This window comes from Motilibacter rhizosphaerae (genome assembly GCF_004216915.1).
GTDB classification, from domain to species: Bacteria; Actinomycetota; Actinomycetes; order Motilibacterales; family Motilibacteraceae; genus Motilibacter; species Motilibacter rhizosphaerae.
In genome coordinates, this window is the sequence record NZ_SGXD01000003.1 from 746,109 (window position 1) to 763,039 (window position 16,931).

A 16,931-nucleotide genomic window follows, 5' to 3' on the forward strand; every position below is an offset into this window, starting at 1 on the left:
AGGCTAGGCCCGGGACCCTTGCTGACCAGGGAGATCGCTCCCCGGCGTGTCGTCCCTCAGCGGCCGACGGACCGGACCCGCCGCCAGCGCTCCAGCAGCCCGCCCGGCACGTCCTCCGCGAGCAGCGCGAACGACCGGTGGTCGCGCCAGTCGCCGTCGATGTGGAGCAGGCGCCGGCGCAGCCCCTCGTCGGTGAAGCCGAGCTTCTCGACGACGCGCAGGCTGGCGGTGTTCTCCGGGCGGATGTTGATCTCGATCCGGTGCATGCCGCCGGCGACGAAGCAGTGGTCGACGGCGAGGGCGACCGCGGTCGGGATGATCCCGCGCCCCGCGTGGCCCTCGTCGACCCAGTAGCCGATCTGCGCCGAGCAGAGCGAGCCGCGCGTGATCCCGCTGACCGTCACCTGGCCGACGAGCACGCCGTCCCACGTCACGACGAACGGCATGGCCCGGCCCGCCCGCGCCTCGGTCCGCAGGTAGCGCACGGTCGCCCCGAACGACACCGCCGGCGATCGCGGGTCCGGCGGCGTGGCCTCCCAGCGCTGCAGCCACGACGAGTTGCGCAGCCGCAGCGCGCGCCAGGTCCCCGCGTCGGAGCGGCGGATCGGGCGCAGCCCCACCCGCTCCTCCTGCAGCTGCACCGGCCAGCCCGGGGCGCCGGTCACGGCTCCGCCTGCGGGTGGTCACCGCCGCGCACCTGGTCGGCGGCGTGGGCCAGCACCGGGCCGAGGACCTCGAGGGCGTCGCGGCAGGCGCCGGTCGACCCGGCGACGTTGACGACGAGCGTGCGCCCGGCCACGACCGCGGTCCCGCGCGAGAGCAGGGCGGTGGGCACTCCCCGGCGAACGCCGTCGGCCCGCAGCGCCTCGCCGATGCCCGGGACCTCGCGCTCCCCGACGGCGCGGGTGGCCTCGGGCGTGCGGTCGGTCGGCGACAGGCCGGTCCCGCCGGTGGTGAGCACGACGGAGTACGCGGCGGCCACCGCCGCCCGCAGCGCCTCCTCGACGGGCGCGCCGTCGGGCACCACCTGCGGGCCGTCGACCGCGAAGCCGAGGGCGCGCAGCCCCTCGACCAGCACGGGCCCTCCGCGGTCGGCGTAGACCCCGGCGGCGGCGCGGTTCGACGCGACGACGACCAGCGCGCGGAGCGGCGTGGTGGGCGTGCTCACGGGCGCACCCACTCCCCCGAGCGGCCGCCGGACTTCCGCTCGACCCGGACGTCGGTGATGCTCGCGGCCTTGTCGACGGCCTTGACCATGTCGATGAGGTTGAGCCCGGCGACGGCCACTGCCGTGAGCGCCTCCATCTCGACACCGGTGCGCTCCGCGGTGGTCACCTCGACGGTGATCGCGACCCCGTCGTCGACCACCTCGAGCTCGACGTCGACGGCGTGCAGCGGCAGCGGGTGGCACAGCGGCAGCAGGTCCGCGGTGCGCTTCGCGCCGGCGATCGCGGCGATGCGTGCCACGGCCAGCGCGTCGCCCTTCGGCACGCCCTCGCCGCGCAGCAGCGCCACGACCTCGGGCGAGGTGCGCAGGCGGCCCGACGCGACGGCCGTGCGCGTCGTCACGGCCTTCGCCGAGACGTCCACCATCCGCGCGACCCCGCGCTCGTCGACATGGGTGAGCCGCTCGCTCACGAGGCCCGCCGCTCGAGCACCATGACCTCGACCTCGTCGCCGGCGGCCACCGCCTCGACCTCCTCGCGGAGCACGATGAGGGCGTTGGCGCGGGCGAGCCCGGCGAGCAGGTGCGAGCCCTGGCCGGAGGCGGGGGCCACCTCGGCCACGCCGTCGGCACCGGTCGTCAGCACGCCCCGGAGGAACTGCCGGACGCCCGGCCGGGAGGAGAGCTCGGCCGTGCTGCGCGCCCGCACGACCGGCCGCTGCAGCGGCGCGAAGCCGAGCATCCGGCGGATCGCCGGGCGGACGAACACCTCGAACGACACGTGCGCGCTCACCGGGTTGCCGGGCAGCGTGAAGATCGGCGTCGCGTCCGGGCCCACGGTCCCGAAGCCCTGCGGCTTGCCCGGCTGCATCGCGACGGGGGTGAACTCCACCGTCCCGAGGCCGCTGAGCACCTCCTTGACCACGTCGTACGCTCCCGCGCTGACCCCGCCGGTCGTCAGGACGAGGTCGGCGCGGACCAGCTGGTCCTCGATCGTGGACAACAGCGTCGTGGGGTCGTCGGGCACGATGCCGACGCGGTAGACCACCGCTCCCGCCTCGCGCGCGGCGGCGGTCAGGCCGGGGCCGTTGGAGTCGGGGATCTGCCCGTGCCCGAGCGCGGCGCCGGGCTCCACGAGCTCGCTGCCCGTCGAGATGATGACGACCCGCGGCCGCGGGTGGACGCGGACCCGCGCGCGGCCCACCGCGGCGAGCAGGCCCACGTGGGCCGGGCCGAGCCGGGTGCCCTGCGGCAGGACGACCTCGCCCGCGCGCACGTCGTCCCCCCGCCGGCGCACGTGCTGCCCGAGCGCGGCGGCCTGCCGCACGGTGACGCTCTCCGTGCCGGCGTCCGTCCACTCCACGGGGACGACGGCGTCCGCGCCCTCGGGCATGGGGGCGCCGGTCATGATCCGCACCACCTGGCCCGGCTGGACCCGGTGGCTGACCTGGCTGCCCGCCGGGACGTCACCGACGACGGGCAGCACGACCGGCGACTCAGCGACGGCGTGCTCCACGTCGGCTGCGACCACCGCGTAGCCGTCCATGCCGCTGTTGTCCCAGGGCGGCAGGTCGGTGGGCGCGGTGACGTCCTCGGCCAGCACGCAGCCGTGCGCCTCCAGCAGCTGCACCTCCAGCGGGTGCAGCAGCGGGATCCGCTCGAGCACGCGGGCGAGGTGGTCGTCGACGCTGCGGGGGGAGGTCACGGTCGGTCGGGCTCCTGCGGTCCGGAGGGGCGGGCACGGGGTCGGGCCGGCTGCAGAGCAGCGTGCCCGGCCTCAGCCCGCGACGAACTCCTGCAGCCAGGAGCGCAGCTCCGGGCCGATGTCCTCGCGCTCGCTGGCGAGCCGCACGACCGCCTTGACGTAGTCGAGCTTGTCGCCGGTGTCGTAGCGCCGGCCGCGGAAGACGACGCCGCTGACGCCGCCGCCCTGCTGGGCGGGGAGCGAGGCGAGCGTGCGGAGCGCGTCGGTGAGCTGGATCTCGCCGCCGCGACCGGGAGCGGTCTGCTCCAGGACCCCGAAGACGGCGGGGTCGAGGACGTAGCGCCCGATGATGGCGAGGTTGCTCGGCGCCTCGTCGGCCGGCGGCTTCTCGACGAGGTCGGTGACCGTGACGACGTCGCCGTCGGCGGCCTCGACCGCGACCGCGCCGTAGAGGCTGATGGACTCGGCCGGCACCTCGAGCAGGGCGATGACGCTGCCGCCGCGCTCGGCGCGCACGGCGAGCATCTGCTCGAGCAGGTGGTCGCGGGCGTCGATGAGGTCGTCGCCCAGCAGCACGGCGAACGGCTCGTCGCCGACGTGCGCCTTCGCGACGAGCACCGCGTGGCCCAGGCCCTTGGGGTCGCCCTGGCGGACGTAGTGCACCTGGGCGAGCTCGGTGGAGCGGCGGACCGCGGCGAGGGCGTCGTCCTTGCCCTTGGACTCCAGCGCCTCCTCGAGCTCGACGTTGCGGTCGAAGTGGTCCTCGAGCGGGCGCTTCCCGCGGCCGGTCACGAGCAGGACGTCGCCGAGGCCGGCGCGCACGGCCTCCTCGACGATGTACTCGATCGCCGGGGTGTCGACGACCGGGAGCATCTCCTTGGGCACCGCCTTGGTCGCGGGCAGGAAGCGGGTGCCCAGCCCCGCCGCCGGGATCACGGCCTTCGTCACGCTGCTCGTCGTCATGCCCCGACCCTAGTGGGGCCCGCCGACGGCGTCCCCGGCACTCCGGCGGTCCCCACCCCACTGCGGATCCCGTCCACCGACTGTCCGGACGGCGTTCAGGCCCCGGTCCCCGAGGTGACCGCCGCGACCCCCCAGCGGTTGCGCCCGCCCCGCTTCGCGTCGTACAGCGCCGTGTCCGCCGCGCGCAGCAGCGCCGCGGGCGTGCTCCCGTGCAGGGGGTACGCCGCGACGCCGATCGAGACCGTCACCGGCACCGGCAGCTCGGCCGCACCGGCACCGAAGTGCGGGACCTCGACCGCGACGCGGATCCGCTCGGCGAGCTGCGCCGCCCCCTCCAGCGAGGTCTCGGGCAGGGTGAGGACGAACTCCTCACCGCCGTAGCGCGCCAGCACGTCGACCTCGCGCACCTGCTGGCCCACCCGCATCGCGAACTCGCGGAGCACCGCGTCGCCGCGGGCGTGGCCGTACGTGTCGTTGATCGCCTTGAAGTGGTCGATGTCGAGCATGAGGACGGCGAGCGTGCGCTCGAACCGGCTCGCCCGCTCGATCTCCCGGGCGAGGCTCATCGAGAGGTAGCGGAAGTTCCACAGACCGGTCAGCGGGTCGGTGATCGCGAGCCGCTCGGTCTCGCGGTGCAGCAGCACGTTGTCGACGGCGATGCCCGCCTGGGAGGCGAGGGTGCGGATCTCCTCCTCCTGCCGCGCGTCGAACGGCCGCCCGTCCTGGCGCCCCACCAGCGCGAGCACGCCCGTCACGCCCGTGGAGCCGCGCAGCGGCACGGCGAGGACGTGCTGCCCGGCCGGGTCGCCCGGCCCGGGCACGAGCTGGCCCGGCCCGTCGCCCAGCAGGCCGCGGACGACCACGCCCTGCTCCGCCACGGAGCCGAGCACCCCGACGCCGGGCACGACGCGGCGCGCGATCCCGGCGCCGAGCTCCTCGATGTCCTGGGCGGCCACCAGCGGGAACGGCTGACCGGTCTCGCCGACCCAGGCCAGGCCGGCGCGCGCCTCGACGGCGGCGACCGCGGACTCGAGCACGACGGTGACGAGCCCCTCGAGGTCGTGCGTGGAGCTCAGCGCCTCGCCGAGCCGCTCGAGGTTGTCGCGCAGCTCGTCGCGGCTGCGCTGCAGGGCGTCGAGGTACTGCCGCATCTCCGCGGTGATGAGGTTGAGCGAGCGCCCGAGCCGGCCCACCTCGTCGTCGCTCTGCACGGTGACGGCCGCGTCCAGGTCGCCGGCGACGACGCGCTCGGAGGCCTCCGTGAGCGACGCGAGCGGGCGGGTCAGCGCGCGCGACACGGCGCGGCCGAGGGCGACCACCAGCAGGCAGCCGAGCACGGTGCCGAGCAGGGTCAGCGCGTAGAGCCGCGCGTGGCCCGGCGCCGGGGTCGCGACGACGACCGTCACCGGGCTGCGCGGTCCGAGGGCCTCCGCGCGCACGACGCGGCCGTGCGCCTGCTCGTCGCCCTCGAGCACCGCCGGACGGAGGTACGCCGCGGAGTCCCCCAGCGTCGTCACGACGGGCTGCCCGTCGACCGCCAGCAGCGCTCCGCCGCCCTTCGCGCCTCCGACGCCGCCGAGCGCCGTGAGCAGCCAGGTCGGCGTCACGGTCTCCATCACGACGGCCTGCACCGCGGTGCGCGCGCGCTCGGGCCCGGAGCCCGAGCTGGCGTCGCGCCGGGCGCCGGGCAGCTGCTCGGCGAGGCCGACGAGGTCGGGCGCGGTGAGCCGGTCCTGGCAGGCGACCGCGTGCGCGGCGCGGTCCTCGGCCCCGGCGGGGACGGAGGCGCTGTGGCCGTCGGCGAAGGTCACCCCGGCGTAGTCCGCCCCGTCGCCCTGCACCTCCGCGAGCGCCGCGCTGACCTCGGCGGCGGTGGCCGTGCCGAGCAGCGCCGAGAGCTCGCGGGCGACGGCCTGCATCCGGCCGCACTCGGCGACGAGCGCCTGGGCGACCGCCTGCGCCTGCAGCCCGGCGCGCTCGCCGGCGCGGTCGTCCTCCTGGCGCGCCAGCACCGACGCGGCCACCAGCCCGGTCACGAGGACGGGGAGCAGCAGCAGCGCGGTGACCGCCACCCACAGCCGCGAGCGCAGACCCACGGCGGCACCCCTTCCCCGGACGCACGGCCCGGAGCAGCGGCGCTGCTCCCCGCGGGACCGCGGTCCTCCCCTACGCTGCCCAGATGGTCCCACCCGACGGCCGCCGCTGACCACCGGTGACCGGCGCGCCCCCGGCAGGTCACCCGTGCCGGTGACGAGCGACGGGGCCGCGACTGCCCACCCGGGCAAGGAGCGGCTGCGCGCGGAGCTGCGGGCCCGGCGCCGGGCCCGGTCCGCGGAGGAGCGCGCGGAGGCCGCGCGCGGGCTCGAGCGGGTCCTGCTGGCCGCCTCCGCCGCGGCGGGCGCGGGCTGCGTCGCGGCGTACCTCCCGGTGCCCGGCGAGCCGGACGTCCTCCCCGCCCTGCGCGCCCTCGCCCCGCGGGGCGTCCGCGTCCTCGTCCCGCTGCTGCGCCCCGACCTCGACCTGCACTGGGCCGAGCTCCCCCTGGGCGTCGCCGTCGTGGGCTCGCCGGTGCGCCCGCGCCTGCTCGAGCCGGACTCCCCCGACCTCGGTCCCGCGGCCCTCGCGCTCGCCGACGTCGTGCTCGTCCCCGCGCTGGCCGTCGACCGGCGGGGGGTGCGCCTCGGGCAGGGCGGCGGGTCCTACGACCGGGCGCTGCCCCGCGCCCGGCCGGGCGCCCTGCTCGCCGCCGTGGTCCACGCCGACGAGCTGGTGGACGGCCCACTGCCCGCGGAGGAGCACGACGTGCGCGTGACCGCCGCGCTCACCCCCACCGGGCTGGTGCGCCTCGCGACGGGACCGGACGGCCCGTGACCGTCGGCCAGCTCGACGCGGTGCTCCTCGTGGGCGCCCTCGTGCTCCTCCTCGCGATCGCGACCTCGCGGCTGTCCGCCGGCACCGGGCTGCCCTCGCTCGTGCTGTACGTCGGGCTCGGCATGCTCATCGGCGAGGACGGGCTGGGCGTGCGCTTCGACGACCCGCAGCTGGCGCAGGTGCTGGGCTACGCCGCGCTCGTCGTCATCCTCGCCGAGGGCGGGCTCACGACCCGGTGGAGCTCCGTGCGCTCCTCGGTCGGGCTGGCGGCCTCGCTGTCGACCCTCGGCGTCGCCGTGTCGGTCCTCGTCACGGCCCTGCTGGCCGAGCCGCTGCTCGGGCTCGACCTGCGCACGGCCGCCCTGCTCGGCGCCGTGCTGGCCTCGACCGACGCGGCCGCGGTCTTCAGCCTGCTGCGCCACGTCCCGCTGCCCGAGCGCCTCGCCGGCGCGCTGGAGGCCGAGTCCGGGTTCAACGACGCGCCGGTCGTCATCGTCGTCGCCGCCCTCGCGCAGGCGCCGCTGGAGCCGTCGGACGGCTGGCGGCTGCCGCTGCTGCTGCTCTGGGAGCTCGGGGCCGGATCGGCCGTCGGGCTCGGGGTCGGGGCGCTCGGCGCCTGGTCGCTGCGCCGCGTCGCGCTCCCGAGCGCCGGCGTCTTCCCGCTCGCGGTGGTCGCGGTCTGCGTGCTCGCGTACGCCGGGGCCGCCGTCCCGCACGCGAGCGGCTTCCTCGCGGTCTACGTCGCCGGGCTGGTGCTGGGCAACGGCCGGCTGCCGCACCGGCCGGCGACGCGCGGCTTCGTCGAGGGGCTCGGCTGGCTCGCCCAGATCGGCCTGTTCGTCATGCTGGGGCTGCTCGCGTCCCCGTCCCGGCTGCCCGGCGTCGTGCTGCCCGCGCTGGCGCTCTCGGCCGTGCTCCTCCTCGTCGCCCGACCGCTGGCGGTCGCCGTGGCGGTCGCGCCGTTCGCGCTGCTGCGCCGGTGGGGGCTGCGCGTGCAGCCGGTGCCGTGGCGCCACGGGGCCTTCCTCTCCTGGGCCGGGCTGCGCGGCGGCGTCCCCATCGTGCTGGCGACCGTGCCGGTGGTGGAGCACGTCCCCGGCGCGCAGCGGCTCTTCGGCGTCGTCCTCGTCCTCGTCGTGGTGAGCACGCTCGTGCAGGCCCCGACGCTCGGGAGGGCCGCGACCCTGCTCCGCCTCGCCGACCCGCTCGCCGCGCGGGAGATCGACGTCGAGGCCAGCCCGCTCGGCCTGCTCGGCGCGGACCTGCTCGAGGTGCGCGTCCCCGCCGGTTCGCAGATCGCCGGCGTCGAGGTCTTCGAGCTGCGGCTCCCGGCGGGCGCGTCGCTCGCCCTCGTCGTGCGCGAGGGGGTCGCCGAGGTCCCGACACCGCGGACGGTCCTGCGCGCCGGCGACGAGCTGCTGCTCGTCGTCACGCCGGAGGCCCGCACCCGCACCGAGCACCGGATCGCCGAGGTCTCCCGGCACGGCCGCCTCGGCCGCTGGACCGCACCCCCCGCCTGAGCACCGCCCGCCTGAGCACCGCCGGCCTGAGCACCGCCGGCCCGAGCGGTGCGGGTGGCAGGGCGCCGGCCACGGGGTATGCCGCCCCCGTGCGCATCGCGACCTTCAACCTGCTCTCCGGCCGCGCCATGGGGAGCGAGGACGCCGACCCCGAGCAGCTGCGCCGCGCCGTCCGCACCCTGGACGCCGACGTCCTCGCGCTGCAGGAGGTCGACCGGCACCAGGAGCGCTCCGGCGGCGTGGACCAGACCGCCCTCGTGGCCGAGGCGGTCGGCGCCCGGGCCTGGCGCTTCGTGCCCGCGCTCGTCGGCACGCCCGGCGGCACGTGGCGCGCCGCCGGACCCGCGGACGAGGAGTGCGACGGGGTGGGGTCGCACGAGCCGGCGGCGTACGGCATCGCCCTGGTCTCCCGCCTGCCCGTCATCTCGTGGAAGGTCGTCCGGCTGCGCCCCGTGCCCGTCGTGACGCCGCTGCGGCTCGGCCACCCGGGCGAGCGCAAGCGCCTCGTGTGGGTGCGCGACGAGCCCCGGACCGCGGTCGTCGCCGTGGTCGAGGGGCCGGACGGGCCGGTGACCGTGGCCAACACGCACCTGTCGTTCGTCCCGCGCTGGAACGTCGCGCAGCTGCGCCGGCTGGTCGGCGCGCTGGAGGACGAGCCGCGCCCGCAGGTGCTCGTCGGCGACCTCAACATGCCGGCCGGGCTGCCGCGCTGGCTGTGCCGCGAGTGGCGCCAGCTCGTCAGCGAGCGGACCTGGCCGGCGCACACCCCGCGGGTGCAGCTCGACCACGTGCTCGGCCGCGGCGGGGTGCCCGACGGCGCCACCGGGTACGCCGTGGAGCTCGAGCTCTCCGACCACCGCGCGCTCGTGGTGGACGTCCCCGACGGGGTGGGGGCGGGCGCCGATCACGGCGTACGCCTGACGGGGCACGCGGGCGGGTGAGACGATCGGCGGGCCGGCAGCACGCGCACGAGGGGAGGGCGAGGGTGGAGCACGTCGATCTGGTCGTCCCCACCGTGCTCGTCCTCGAGGGCGAGATCGACCTGCACCGCAGCGAGGAGCTCCGCACCGCCGCCGTCGCCTTCGAGGCGTCGGGCGCGACCGTGCTCGTCGTCGACCTCTCTGCCGTGACCTTCCTCGACAGCGCCGGGCTCGCCTTCCTCGCGCGGGTGGCCCGCTGCGCCCAGCAGCGCGGCGGCCTCGTCCGCGTGCTGCGGCCGACGCCCATCGTGCGCCGCGCCCTCGAGGTGAGCGGCCTGCTCGCGCTGCTCCACGTCCTCGACGCCGAGTAGCACCGAGGAGCACCGCTCCGCCTGACGGGTGGGCCGCGGCCCGAACCCTCAGGACCGGCCCCTCCGCGGGCGATGGAGTCGCATGGGCCCCAGCACCCCGGACCCCGTCGCCCTGCTCGCTGAGCAGAGCCCCACGGGAGTCGCGGTCGTCGACAGCGACGGCACCGTCACCTACGCCAACCCCGCTCTCGCGCGGCTGCTCGGCCGGACCGCCGCCGGTCTCGTCGGCACGCCGCTCGAGGCGCTGCTGCACCGCGACGGGCCGCCGGCGGCGAGCCTGCTGCTGCCGGCGTACGGCGTGCAGGAGGCCGAGCGGCGCTTCCCGACCCCGCAGGGCGAGGTCGTCGGCCTCGTCACCGCCGCGGTCGTGCCCGGCGTCGCGGGCCGCGTGCTCTACGTCGAGGACGTCACCCGCGTCGCCTCACTCGAGCGCGAGGTCCACACCGGCCACCTCGCCGACCCGGAGACCGGGCTGGCCGGCGGCGCGCTGCTCCGCGACCGGCTCGAGCACGCGCTCGCGCTCCGCGACCGGGACCCGTCCCGCGCGGTGAGCTGCTGCATCGTCGCCGTGCCCGACGAGGGCGACCTGGCGACGGTCGCGCGCGCCCTGGTCGAGACCGTCCGCTCGACCGACACGCTCGCCCGCGTCGACCGCACCCTCGTCGTCGTCTGCGAGGACACCAACGACCGCGGCATGCGGGCGCTGCGCCACCGGCTGCGCGGCCTCGCCGAGGTGCAGGAGCAGGGCGCGACGATCGGGGTCGCCACCGCGCGAGCCGGGCAGAGCGCGTTCGACCTGCTCAACACCGCCCGGCAGGGCGCCCGCGAGGACCTGGCGCGCCGCTGGGCCGACGATGCGCCGCTCGCCGAAGCGTCGGCCTGACTCCCGCGCGCTGCTCGCGCCCCTCCTGCTCGCGGGAGCGGTCGCGGCGGCACCCCCGGCGTCGGCGGGCGGTCCCGCCGGCGCGTACGCGGTGGTGGCCGACGGCGGCACGGTCTGGGCGGTGCCCCTCCAGGGCGCTCCCCGCCGCCTGCTCGACAACGCCGGGGCGGGCGCCGAGGTCGCGCTGAGCGCGGACGGCGCACTGCTCGCGGTCTTCGGGCCGGCCGGCGTGCTCGTCGCCGACACCCGGACCGGCGAGGCGCGCGAGGTGCTGGCTCACCGGGCGTACCCCGGGGCGTTCTCGCCCGACGACCGCACGCTCTACGTCGGCGAGCTCGACGCCTCGCAGCGCGACGGGGACGTGCGCGCCCTCGACCTCGCGACCGGCACGAGCACGGTCGTGGCCGACCCGCCGCTGCCCGTGCGCCACGTCGCGCTCGCCTCCGACGGGCGCACGCTGGGCTACACCACCGCCGCCGTGACGACGGGGGCGTGGGCCAACGGCGAGGCGCACGTCGTCGACCTCGCGACCGGCGCCGACAGCCGCGTCGGGCTGCCCGGGGACTTCTACGTCGGCATCGCCCTCGCGCCCGCCGGGCCGCTGCTCACCCGCCTCGAGCCCGCCGACACCGGGCGCACCCGCGTCTCCGTCGTGGACGCGGCTGGCCGGTCGCTCGTCCGCGGCGACGCGCTCCTCCTCTCGCCTGTCTCGACCCCCGCCGGCACGTACGCCGTCCGCGTGGTGCCGCCGCGCAGCGGCGACCCCGACCCGAGCGCCGAGCTCGACCTGGTCGCGCCCGGCGGCGCGCGCGCCCGGACCGTCGTCGCGCACCTGCCCGGCAGCGGCAGCAGCCTGGGCGTCGCGACCGGCCCGCCGCCGCACGCGCTGCGCCTGCGCAGCCGGGTGGTCGCGGCCTCGCTCGAGCTCGCCGGCGACCCGGTCGCGGGCGCACCGCTGGACGTCGCCGTCGACGCCCGCACCGACGGCCCGGGCAGCGCGAGCGCCACGCTCGACGTCCGGCCCGTGGGCAGCAGCCGCTGGCGCGCGTACGCGACGGTGCCCGTCCGCGACGGCGCGGCGGACGTGCCGCTCGTGCTCGAGCGCTCGGCCGACGTGCGGCTGCGGGCCGGTGCCCGTGTCGTCAGCGCCGTGACCCGCGTCCCGGTCGCGTGGGCGGTGAGCGCGACCGGCCGGCGGGAGGGCGGCACCCTCGTGCTCGCGGGCCGCGTCCGCGGGGCCAGCGGCGGGCGCGTGCTCGTGCTGCGGCTCGTCGACGGGCGCTGGCAGCCCCTGCGGAGCGCGGCCGTCACCGGCGGCCGGTTCTCGCTCCGCCTGCGGCTGCCCGCCGCGGCACTGGTCGTCGTCGTGCGGCCCGCCGACGCGGCGCACGCCGCCGGGGCCTCCTCGCCGCTGTCGGGGACGGGCGCCAGCGCCGGCGGCGGGGCGGCGGGCGACTGAACCCGCCGCGCGGCACCGGGGACCTCCGGGAGAGGATGGTCGGCCACGAACCGGTGCTGGAGCGGAGGACGGGCGGATGTCAGCGGAGCAGGCCACGGGGTCCAGCGAGCTCGCGCGCGAGCGCGAGCACGTCGCCCTGCTCTACGCCCGCCTCGACGAGCTCCGGGAGCGGACCGCGGCGCAGCTCGACGCCGTACGCCGGCAGGAGGTCACCGGCACCCACCAGAACCGCTCCGAGCGCGACGCCTTCGCCACCCTGCACACCGACCGGCTCGCCCAGCTCTGGGCCGTCGAGAACGGCCTGTGCTTCGGCCGGCTCGACCGGGCCGAGGGCGACCGGCTCTACGTCGGGCGGCTCGGGCTCTCCGACGACCAGCAGGACCAGCTCCAGGTCGACTGGCGCACTCCTGCCGCGCAGGCGTTCTACCGCGCGACGGCCGCGCACCCGGAGGGCGTCGTGCGCCGCCGGCACATCTCCACCCGCGGCCGCGTCGTCACCGGGGTCGACGACGAGGTCCTCGACCTCGACGCGCTGAGCGAGGCGGACAAGGAGACGCTCAACGGCGAGGCCGCCCTGCTCGCGGCGCTCGCGGCACGGCGTACGGGCCGGATGGGCGACATCGTCGCGACCATCCAGGCCGAGCAGGACCGGATCATCCGCGACGAGCTCGACGGGATCCTCGTCGTGCAGGGCGGCCCGGGCACCGGCAAGACCGCGGTCGCACTGCACCGCGCGGCGTACCTCCTCTACACCTACCGCGACCGGCTGGCCCGCCGCGGCGTGCTCGTCATCGGGCCCAACCCGGCGTTCCTCCGCTACATCGAGCAGGTGCTGCCCTCGCTCGGCGAGACCGACGTGCTGCTGACCTCGGCGGCCGGGCTCTTCCCCGGCGTCGAGGCGACCGCGGAGGACGAGCCGGAGGTCGCGCGGCTCAAGGGCGACCTGCGGATGGTGGACGTGGTGGCCGCCGCCGTGCGCGACCGCCAGCGGCTCCCCCGCGGCGGTCGCCTCGAGCTCTCGGTCGACGGGGACGACGTCGTCCTCGACCGCCAGGTCGTCGACCGCGCCCGGCAGCGCGCCCGCCGCTCGCGCCGGCCGCACAACCTCGCTCGCCGCACCTTCGTCCGCGAGGTGGTCGCGGCCCTGAGCACGCAGATCGTCGCGAAGCGCGGCGCGCACCTGCTCGACGACGAGGACCTCGCCGAGATCCGCGCCGAGCTGCGCACCGACCCCGACGTGCGCGAGGCGCTCGACGGGCTGTGGCCGCACCTCACGCCGCAGCGCCTGCTCGCCGAGCTCTACGCCGACCGCGGCGCGCTCTCCCGCGCCTGCCGCGACGTGCTCACGGCAGAGGAGACCGCCCTGCTCGCGCGCCCGTCCGGCAGCCCCTGGACCGTCGGTGACGTCGCGCTGCTCGACGAGGCCGCCGAGCTGCTCGGCAGCGACGCCGACCCCGACGAGGAGGAGGCGCTGCGCCGCGAGCAGGAGCGCCGCGAGCGGGCCTACGCCGAGGAGGTGCTGGGCGTGCTCGGGCTCGACGGCTACGTCTCGGCCGAGCAGCTGGCCAGCCGCTACGCCGCGGCCCCCGACTACCTCACCACCGCCGAGCGCGCTGCCGGCGACCGCGAGTGGGCCTTCGGCCACGTCGTCGTCGACGAGGCGCAGGAGCTCTCCCCGATGGCCTGGCGGCTGGTCATGCGCCGCTGCCCCACGAAGTCGATGACCCTGGTCGGCGACGTCGCGCAGACCGCGGCGCTCGCGGGGGCCCGTTCCTGGCAGGAGGTGCTCGAGCCGCACGCGGGCACCCGCTGGCGGCAGGCCGAGCTCACCGTCAACTACCGCACGCCGGCCGAGGTGATGGAGCTGGCCAACCGCGTCCTGGCCGGGCTCGCACCCGGGGTCGAGCCCGCGCGGGCGGTGCGCGAGTCCGGCGAGCCGCCGGTCGTCGTCGCCGTACCGGCGGGCGCGCTGGCCGAGCGGGTGGCGGTCGCCGCAGCGGAGGAGCAGGCGCTCGTCGGCGAGGGCAAGGTCGCGGTCCTCGCACCGGCCTCCCTGCTCCCCGCCGTCCGCGCCGCCGTCGCCGCCGCGGTGCCCGACGCCGTGGTCGAGGGCGGGCCCAAGGCGCTCGACGCCCCCGTCGCCGTGCTCAGCGTGCGCGAGTCGAAGGGCCTGGAGTTCGACAGCGTCGTCGTCGTGGAGCCGGCCGGGCTCGTCGCCGGGTCCGCCCGTGGCACCAGTGACCTCTACGTCGCGCTGACCCGCACCACGCGCCGCCTCACCGTCGTCCATGCGGAGCCCCTGCCGGACGCCCTGCGGTGAGCGGGCGCGAGCTCGTGGTCCTCGGCACCGCCAGCCAGGTCCCCACGCGCACGCGCGCCCACAACGGCTACCTGCTCCGGTGGGACGGCGACCGGGTCCTCGTCGACCCGGGCGAGGGCACCCAGCGCCAGCTCCTCCTCGCCGGTCTGTCCGCCGCCCACGTCGACCGCGTCTGCCTCACCCACGGCCACGGCGACCACTGCCTCGGGCTGCCCGGCATCGTGCAGCGCCGCCTGCTCGACGGCGCGACGACCCCCCTCGACCTGCACTACCCCGCCGCCGCCGCGCCCGTCGTCGAGGGGCTGCTCGCCGCGACCGGGCCCGCGGCGCAGACCGTGCGCCGGCACCCCGTCGACCCGCCGCCGCCCGGAGGGACGGTCGTGGCCCGGACGCCCCGCTGGACGCTGAGCGCGCACGCGCTCGACCACCGCGTCCCCGCCGTGGCGTGGCGGTTCGCCGAACCCGACGGCGTCCGCTTCGACCCCGCCGCGCTCACGGCCGCCGGGATCTCCGGACCCGCGGTCGGCCGGCTGGCCGCCGAGGGGGTGCTCGAGGTCGCGGGGCGGCAGGTGCGCGTCGAGGAGGTGTCGGTCCGGCGCCGCGGGCAGGTCGTCGCCGTCGTCATGGACACCCGGCCCTGCGCCGGCGCGGTCGAGGCGGCGCGCGACGCCGACCTGCTCGTCTGCGAGGCGACGTTCCTCGCGCGGGACGCCGAGCTCGCCGACGCGTACGCCCACTGCACGGCGGCGCAGGCCGCGGGCATCGCCCGCGACGCCGGCGCTCACCGGCTGCTGCTGACCCACTTCTCCCAGCGCTACGGCGACGACGGCGGTCCCTTCGAGGACGAGGCGCGGGCGGTCTTCCCGGACGCCGGCGCCGCCCGGGACCTCGACGTGGTCGCCCTGCCCGCCCGTCGCGGCTGAGCGGCACCCCCTGCTGCTCCACCCGGGTCGCGCGGCGGGGCCGACCGGATGATCATGCCGACCCTGCGGTGGGGTCGTGGCCCTAGCGGCCGACAGGGAGGTGGAGCGATCGGGAGGAGGTGCGGTGCCGGGTACGCCGTCCCCCCTGCCTGCCGTGCCCCGGCCGTGCTGCGGGCACCCTGCGGGCAGCCCTCCGGCGGCGGGCACCGGCGCGTACCTCGACTGGGTGTCGCACGAGGTGCGCTCCCCGCTGACGGTCCTCGCGGGCTACCTCGAGGCGCTGCTCGACGGCGTCGGGGGCGAGCTGGGCGCCGAGCAGCGCGAGCTGCTGCTGCTGGCCCGCGGCGGCGCGGAGCGGCTGACGGGCTTCGCGGAGCACCTGCTGCACGGGCCGCGGACGTAGGCTGCCGAGCAGGCACCGGACTGGAGGCCCCGCGTGGCTGTCAGCGTCTTCGACCTGTTCACGATCGGCATCGGCCCGTCCAGCTCGCACACCGTCGGCCCGATGCGCGCGGCCCGGATGTTCGCCCGGCGGCTGCGCTCCGAGGGCCTGCTCCTCCAGACGGCCCGGGTCGAGGCCGAGCTGTTCGGCTCGCTCGGCGCGACCGGGCACGGGCACGGGACGCCACGGGCCGTCGTCCTCGGGCTCGCCGGCCACTCCCCCCGCACGGTCGACGTCGCCGCTGCGGCCCTCGAGGCGGAGGAGGTGGCGCGGACGCACCGGCTGCTCCTGCTGCAGGAGCACGAGGTCGCCTTCGACCCGCAGGAGGACCTCGTCCTGCACCGGCGCCAGGCGCTGCCCTTCCACCCCAACGGCATGCGGGTGCGCGCGCTCGACGCCGGCGGCGGGGTGCTCGCGGAGCGGACGTACTACTCGGTGGGCGGCGGCTTCGTCGTCGACGAGGCGGCCGTCGGCGCGGCACGGATCCAGCCCGACCCGACCGTGCTGCCGCACCCGTTCACCACCGGTGCGGAGCTGCTCGCGCACTGCCGGACCAGCGGGCTCGACATCGCCGGCGTCATGCTCGCGGACGAGCTCGCCTGGCGCAGCGAGGAGCAGGTGCGCGGCGGCCTGCTCGAGATCGCCGACGTCATGGACGCCTGCGTCGAGCGCGGCTGCACGACACCGGGGACGCTGCCCGGCGGGCTGCGGGTCTCGCGCCGCGCGCCCGCCCTCGCCGCCGCGCTGGCCGCGGAGCCGCCCGGGCCCGAGCGCGGCATGGAGGAGCTCACGCTGTGGGCCATGGCCGTCAACGAGGAGAACGCCTCCGGCGGCCGCGTCGTCACCGCGCCGACGAACGGCGCCGCGGGGGTCGTGCCCTCGGTGCTGCGCTACGCCGTACGCGCCACCGGGGAGCGGGAGGGCACGGTCGTGCGCTTCCTGCTCACGGCGGGCGCGGTGGGGCTGCTCTACAAGGAGGGCGCGAGCATCTCCGGCGCCGAGGTCGGCTGCCAGGGCGAGGTGGGCTCGGCCTGCTCGATGGCCGCGGCCGGGCTCGCGGCGGTCCTCGGGGGTACGCCGGAGCAGGTGGAGAACGCCGCCGAGATCGGCATGGAGCACAACCTCGGGCTGACCTGCGACCCGGTGGGCGGGCTCGTCCAGATCCCGTGCATCGAGCGCAACGGGATGGCGGCGGTGAAGGCCGTCGCCGCCGCGCGGATGGCGCTGCGCGGCGACGGGTCGCACAAGGTGAGCCTCGACAACGTCATCCGCACGATGCGGCAGACCGGCAAGGACATGAGCGTGAAGTACAAGGAGACGTCGCGCGGCGGCCTGGCCGTGAACGTCATCGAGTGCTGAGCGCTCCGCTGCCACTGGGTGCTGAGGCGC

General features: G+C 77.4%; 16 protein-coding genes. 10 read left to right on the plus strand and 6 right to left on the minus strand.

What is annotated here, in order from left to right; all coding sequences use genetic code 11:
• Positions 1-56: 56 nt before the first annotated feature.
• The 6 genes from EV189_RS14230 to EV189_RS14255 all read right to left on the minus strand — a co-directional run bounded on the left by EV189_RS14230 (position 57) and on the right by EV189_RS14255 (position 5,929).
• Positions 57-665 carry a GNAT family N-acetyltransferase gene (locus EV189_RS14230; protein ID WP_231116392.1) on the minus strand — a complete coding sequence of 203 codons (609 nt, stop codon included), beginning with the start codon at positions 663-665 and terminating at the stop codon, positions 57-59.
• Positions 662-1,168, minus strand: coding sequence for a MogA/MoaB family molybdenum cofactor biosynthesis protein (locus tag EV189_RS14235; RefSeq protein ID WP_231116393.1), 507 nt, complete (start codon positions 1,166-1,168; stop codon positions 662-664). The genes EV189_RS14230 and EV189_RS14235 overlap by 4 nt, the downstream gene beginning before the upstream one ends.
• Entirely contained in the window at positions 1,165-1,593 is a 429-nt protein-coding gene (gene moaC / locus EV189_RS14240) for a cyclic pyranopterin monophosphate synthase MoaC (RefSeq protein WP_407938146.1), read from the minus strand. Before moaC ends, EV189_RS14235 begins: the two co-directional genes overlap by 4 nt.
• Before the next feature lie 41 nt (positions 1,594-1,634).
• The gene (gene glp, locus EV189_RS14245) at positions 1,635-2,870 is read right to left on the minus strand and encodes a molybdotransferase-like divisome protein Glp (protein ID WP_130493576.1); all 1,236 of its coding nucleotides are present in this window, start codon (positions 2,868-2,870) and stop codon (positions 1,635-1,637) included.
• A 72-nt stretch (positions 2,871-2,942) separates the two neighbouring features.
• Positions 2,943-3,833: a UTP--glucose-1-phosphate uridylyltransferase GalU gene (gene galU, locus EV189_RS14250; RefSeq protein ID WP_130493577.1), complete on the minus strand. Its 891-nt coding sequence runs from the start codon at positions 3,831-3,833 to the stop codon at positions 2,943-2,945.
• Positions 3,834-3,928: 95 nt separating this feature from the next.
• Positions 3,929-5,929, minus strand: a complete 2,001-nt coding sequence (locus EV189_RS14255) for a sensor domain-containing diguanylate cyclase (RefSeq protein WP_130493578.1) — start codon at positions 5,927-5,929, stop codon at positions 3,929-3,931.
• Positions 5,930-6,074: 145 nt separating this feature from the next.
• Between EV189_RS14255 and EV189_RS14260 the strand changes: the two genes are divergently transcribed.
• From EV189_RS14260 to EV189_RS14305, 10 genes are all read left to right on the plus strand, one after another.
• Positions 6,075-6,704, plus strand: coding sequence for a 5-formyltetrahydrofolate cyclo-ligase (locus tag EV189_RS14260; RefSeq protein ID WP_231116394.1), 630 nt, complete (start codon positions 6,075-6,077; stop codon positions 6,702-6,704).
• A complete protein-coding gene (locus EV189_RS14265; protein ID WP_130493579.1) occupies positions 6,701-8,224 on the plus strand; it encodes a potassium/proton antiporter in 1,524 nt (507 codons plus the stop codon). The genes EV189_RS14260 and EV189_RS14265 overlap by 4 nt, the downstream gene beginning before the upstream one ends.
• 89 nt (positions 8,225-8,313) lie before the next feature.
• A complete protein-coding gene (locus EV189_RS14270; RefSeq protein ID WP_130493580.1) occupies positions 8,314-9,165 on the plus strand; it encodes an endonuclease/exonuclease/phosphatase family protein in 852 nt (283 codons plus the stop codon).
• Positions 9,166-9,209: 44 nt separating this feature from the next.
• Positions 9,210-9,515 carry an STAS domain-containing protein gene (locus EV189_RS14275; RefSeq protein ID WP_165400312.1) on the plus strand — a complete coding sequence of 102 codons (306 nt, stop codon included), beginning with the start codon at positions 9,210-9,212 and terminating at the stop codon, positions 9,513-9,515.
• A gap of 82 nt (positions 9,516-9,597) precedes the next feature.
• Positions 9,598-10,398 carry a PAS domain-containing protein gene (locus tag EV189_RS14280; RefSeq protein WP_130493582.1) on the plus strand — a complete coding sequence of 267 codons (801 nt, stop codon included), beginning with the start codon at positions 9,598-9,600 and terminating at the stop codon, positions 10,396-10,398.
• A complete protein-coding gene (locus EV189_RS14285; protein ID WP_130493583.1) occupies positions 10,370-11,857 on the plus strand; it encodes a TolB family protein in 1,488 nt (495 codons plus the stop codon). Before EV189_RS14280 ends, EV189_RS14285 begins: the two co-directional genes overlap by 29 nt.
• 76 nt (positions 11,858-11,933) lie before the next feature.
• Positions 11,934-14,177 (plus strand): HelD family protein, encoded by a 2,244-nt coding sequence (locus EV189_RS14290; protein WP_130493584.1) that lies wholly within the window; start codon positions 11,934-11,936, stop codon positions 14,175-14,177.
• Positions 14,174-15,100 carry a ribonuclease Z gene (locus EV189_RS14295; protein ID WP_130493585.1) on the plus strand — a complete coding sequence of 309 codons (927 nt, stop codon included), beginning with the start codon at positions 14,174-14,176 and terminating at the stop codon, positions 15,098-15,100. Before EV189_RS14290 ends, EV189_RS14295 begins: the two co-directional genes overlap by 4 nt.
• Before the next feature lie 124 nt (positions 15,101-15,224).
• Complete coding sequence (locus EV189_RS14300; protein WP_231116395.1) at positions 15,225-15,503, plus strand: histidine kinase dimerization/phospho-acceptor domain-containing protein; 279 nt, start codon at positions 15,225-15,227, stop codon at positions 15,501-15,503.
• 33 nt (positions 15,504-15,536) lie between these two features.
• Positions 15,537-16,901 (plus strand): L-serine ammonia-lyase, encoded by a 1,365-nt coding sequence (locus EV189_RS14305; RefSeq protein WP_130493587.1) that lies wholly within the window; start codon positions 15,537-15,539, stop codon positions 16,899-16,901.
• Positions 16,902-16,931: the final 30 nt, after the last annotated feature.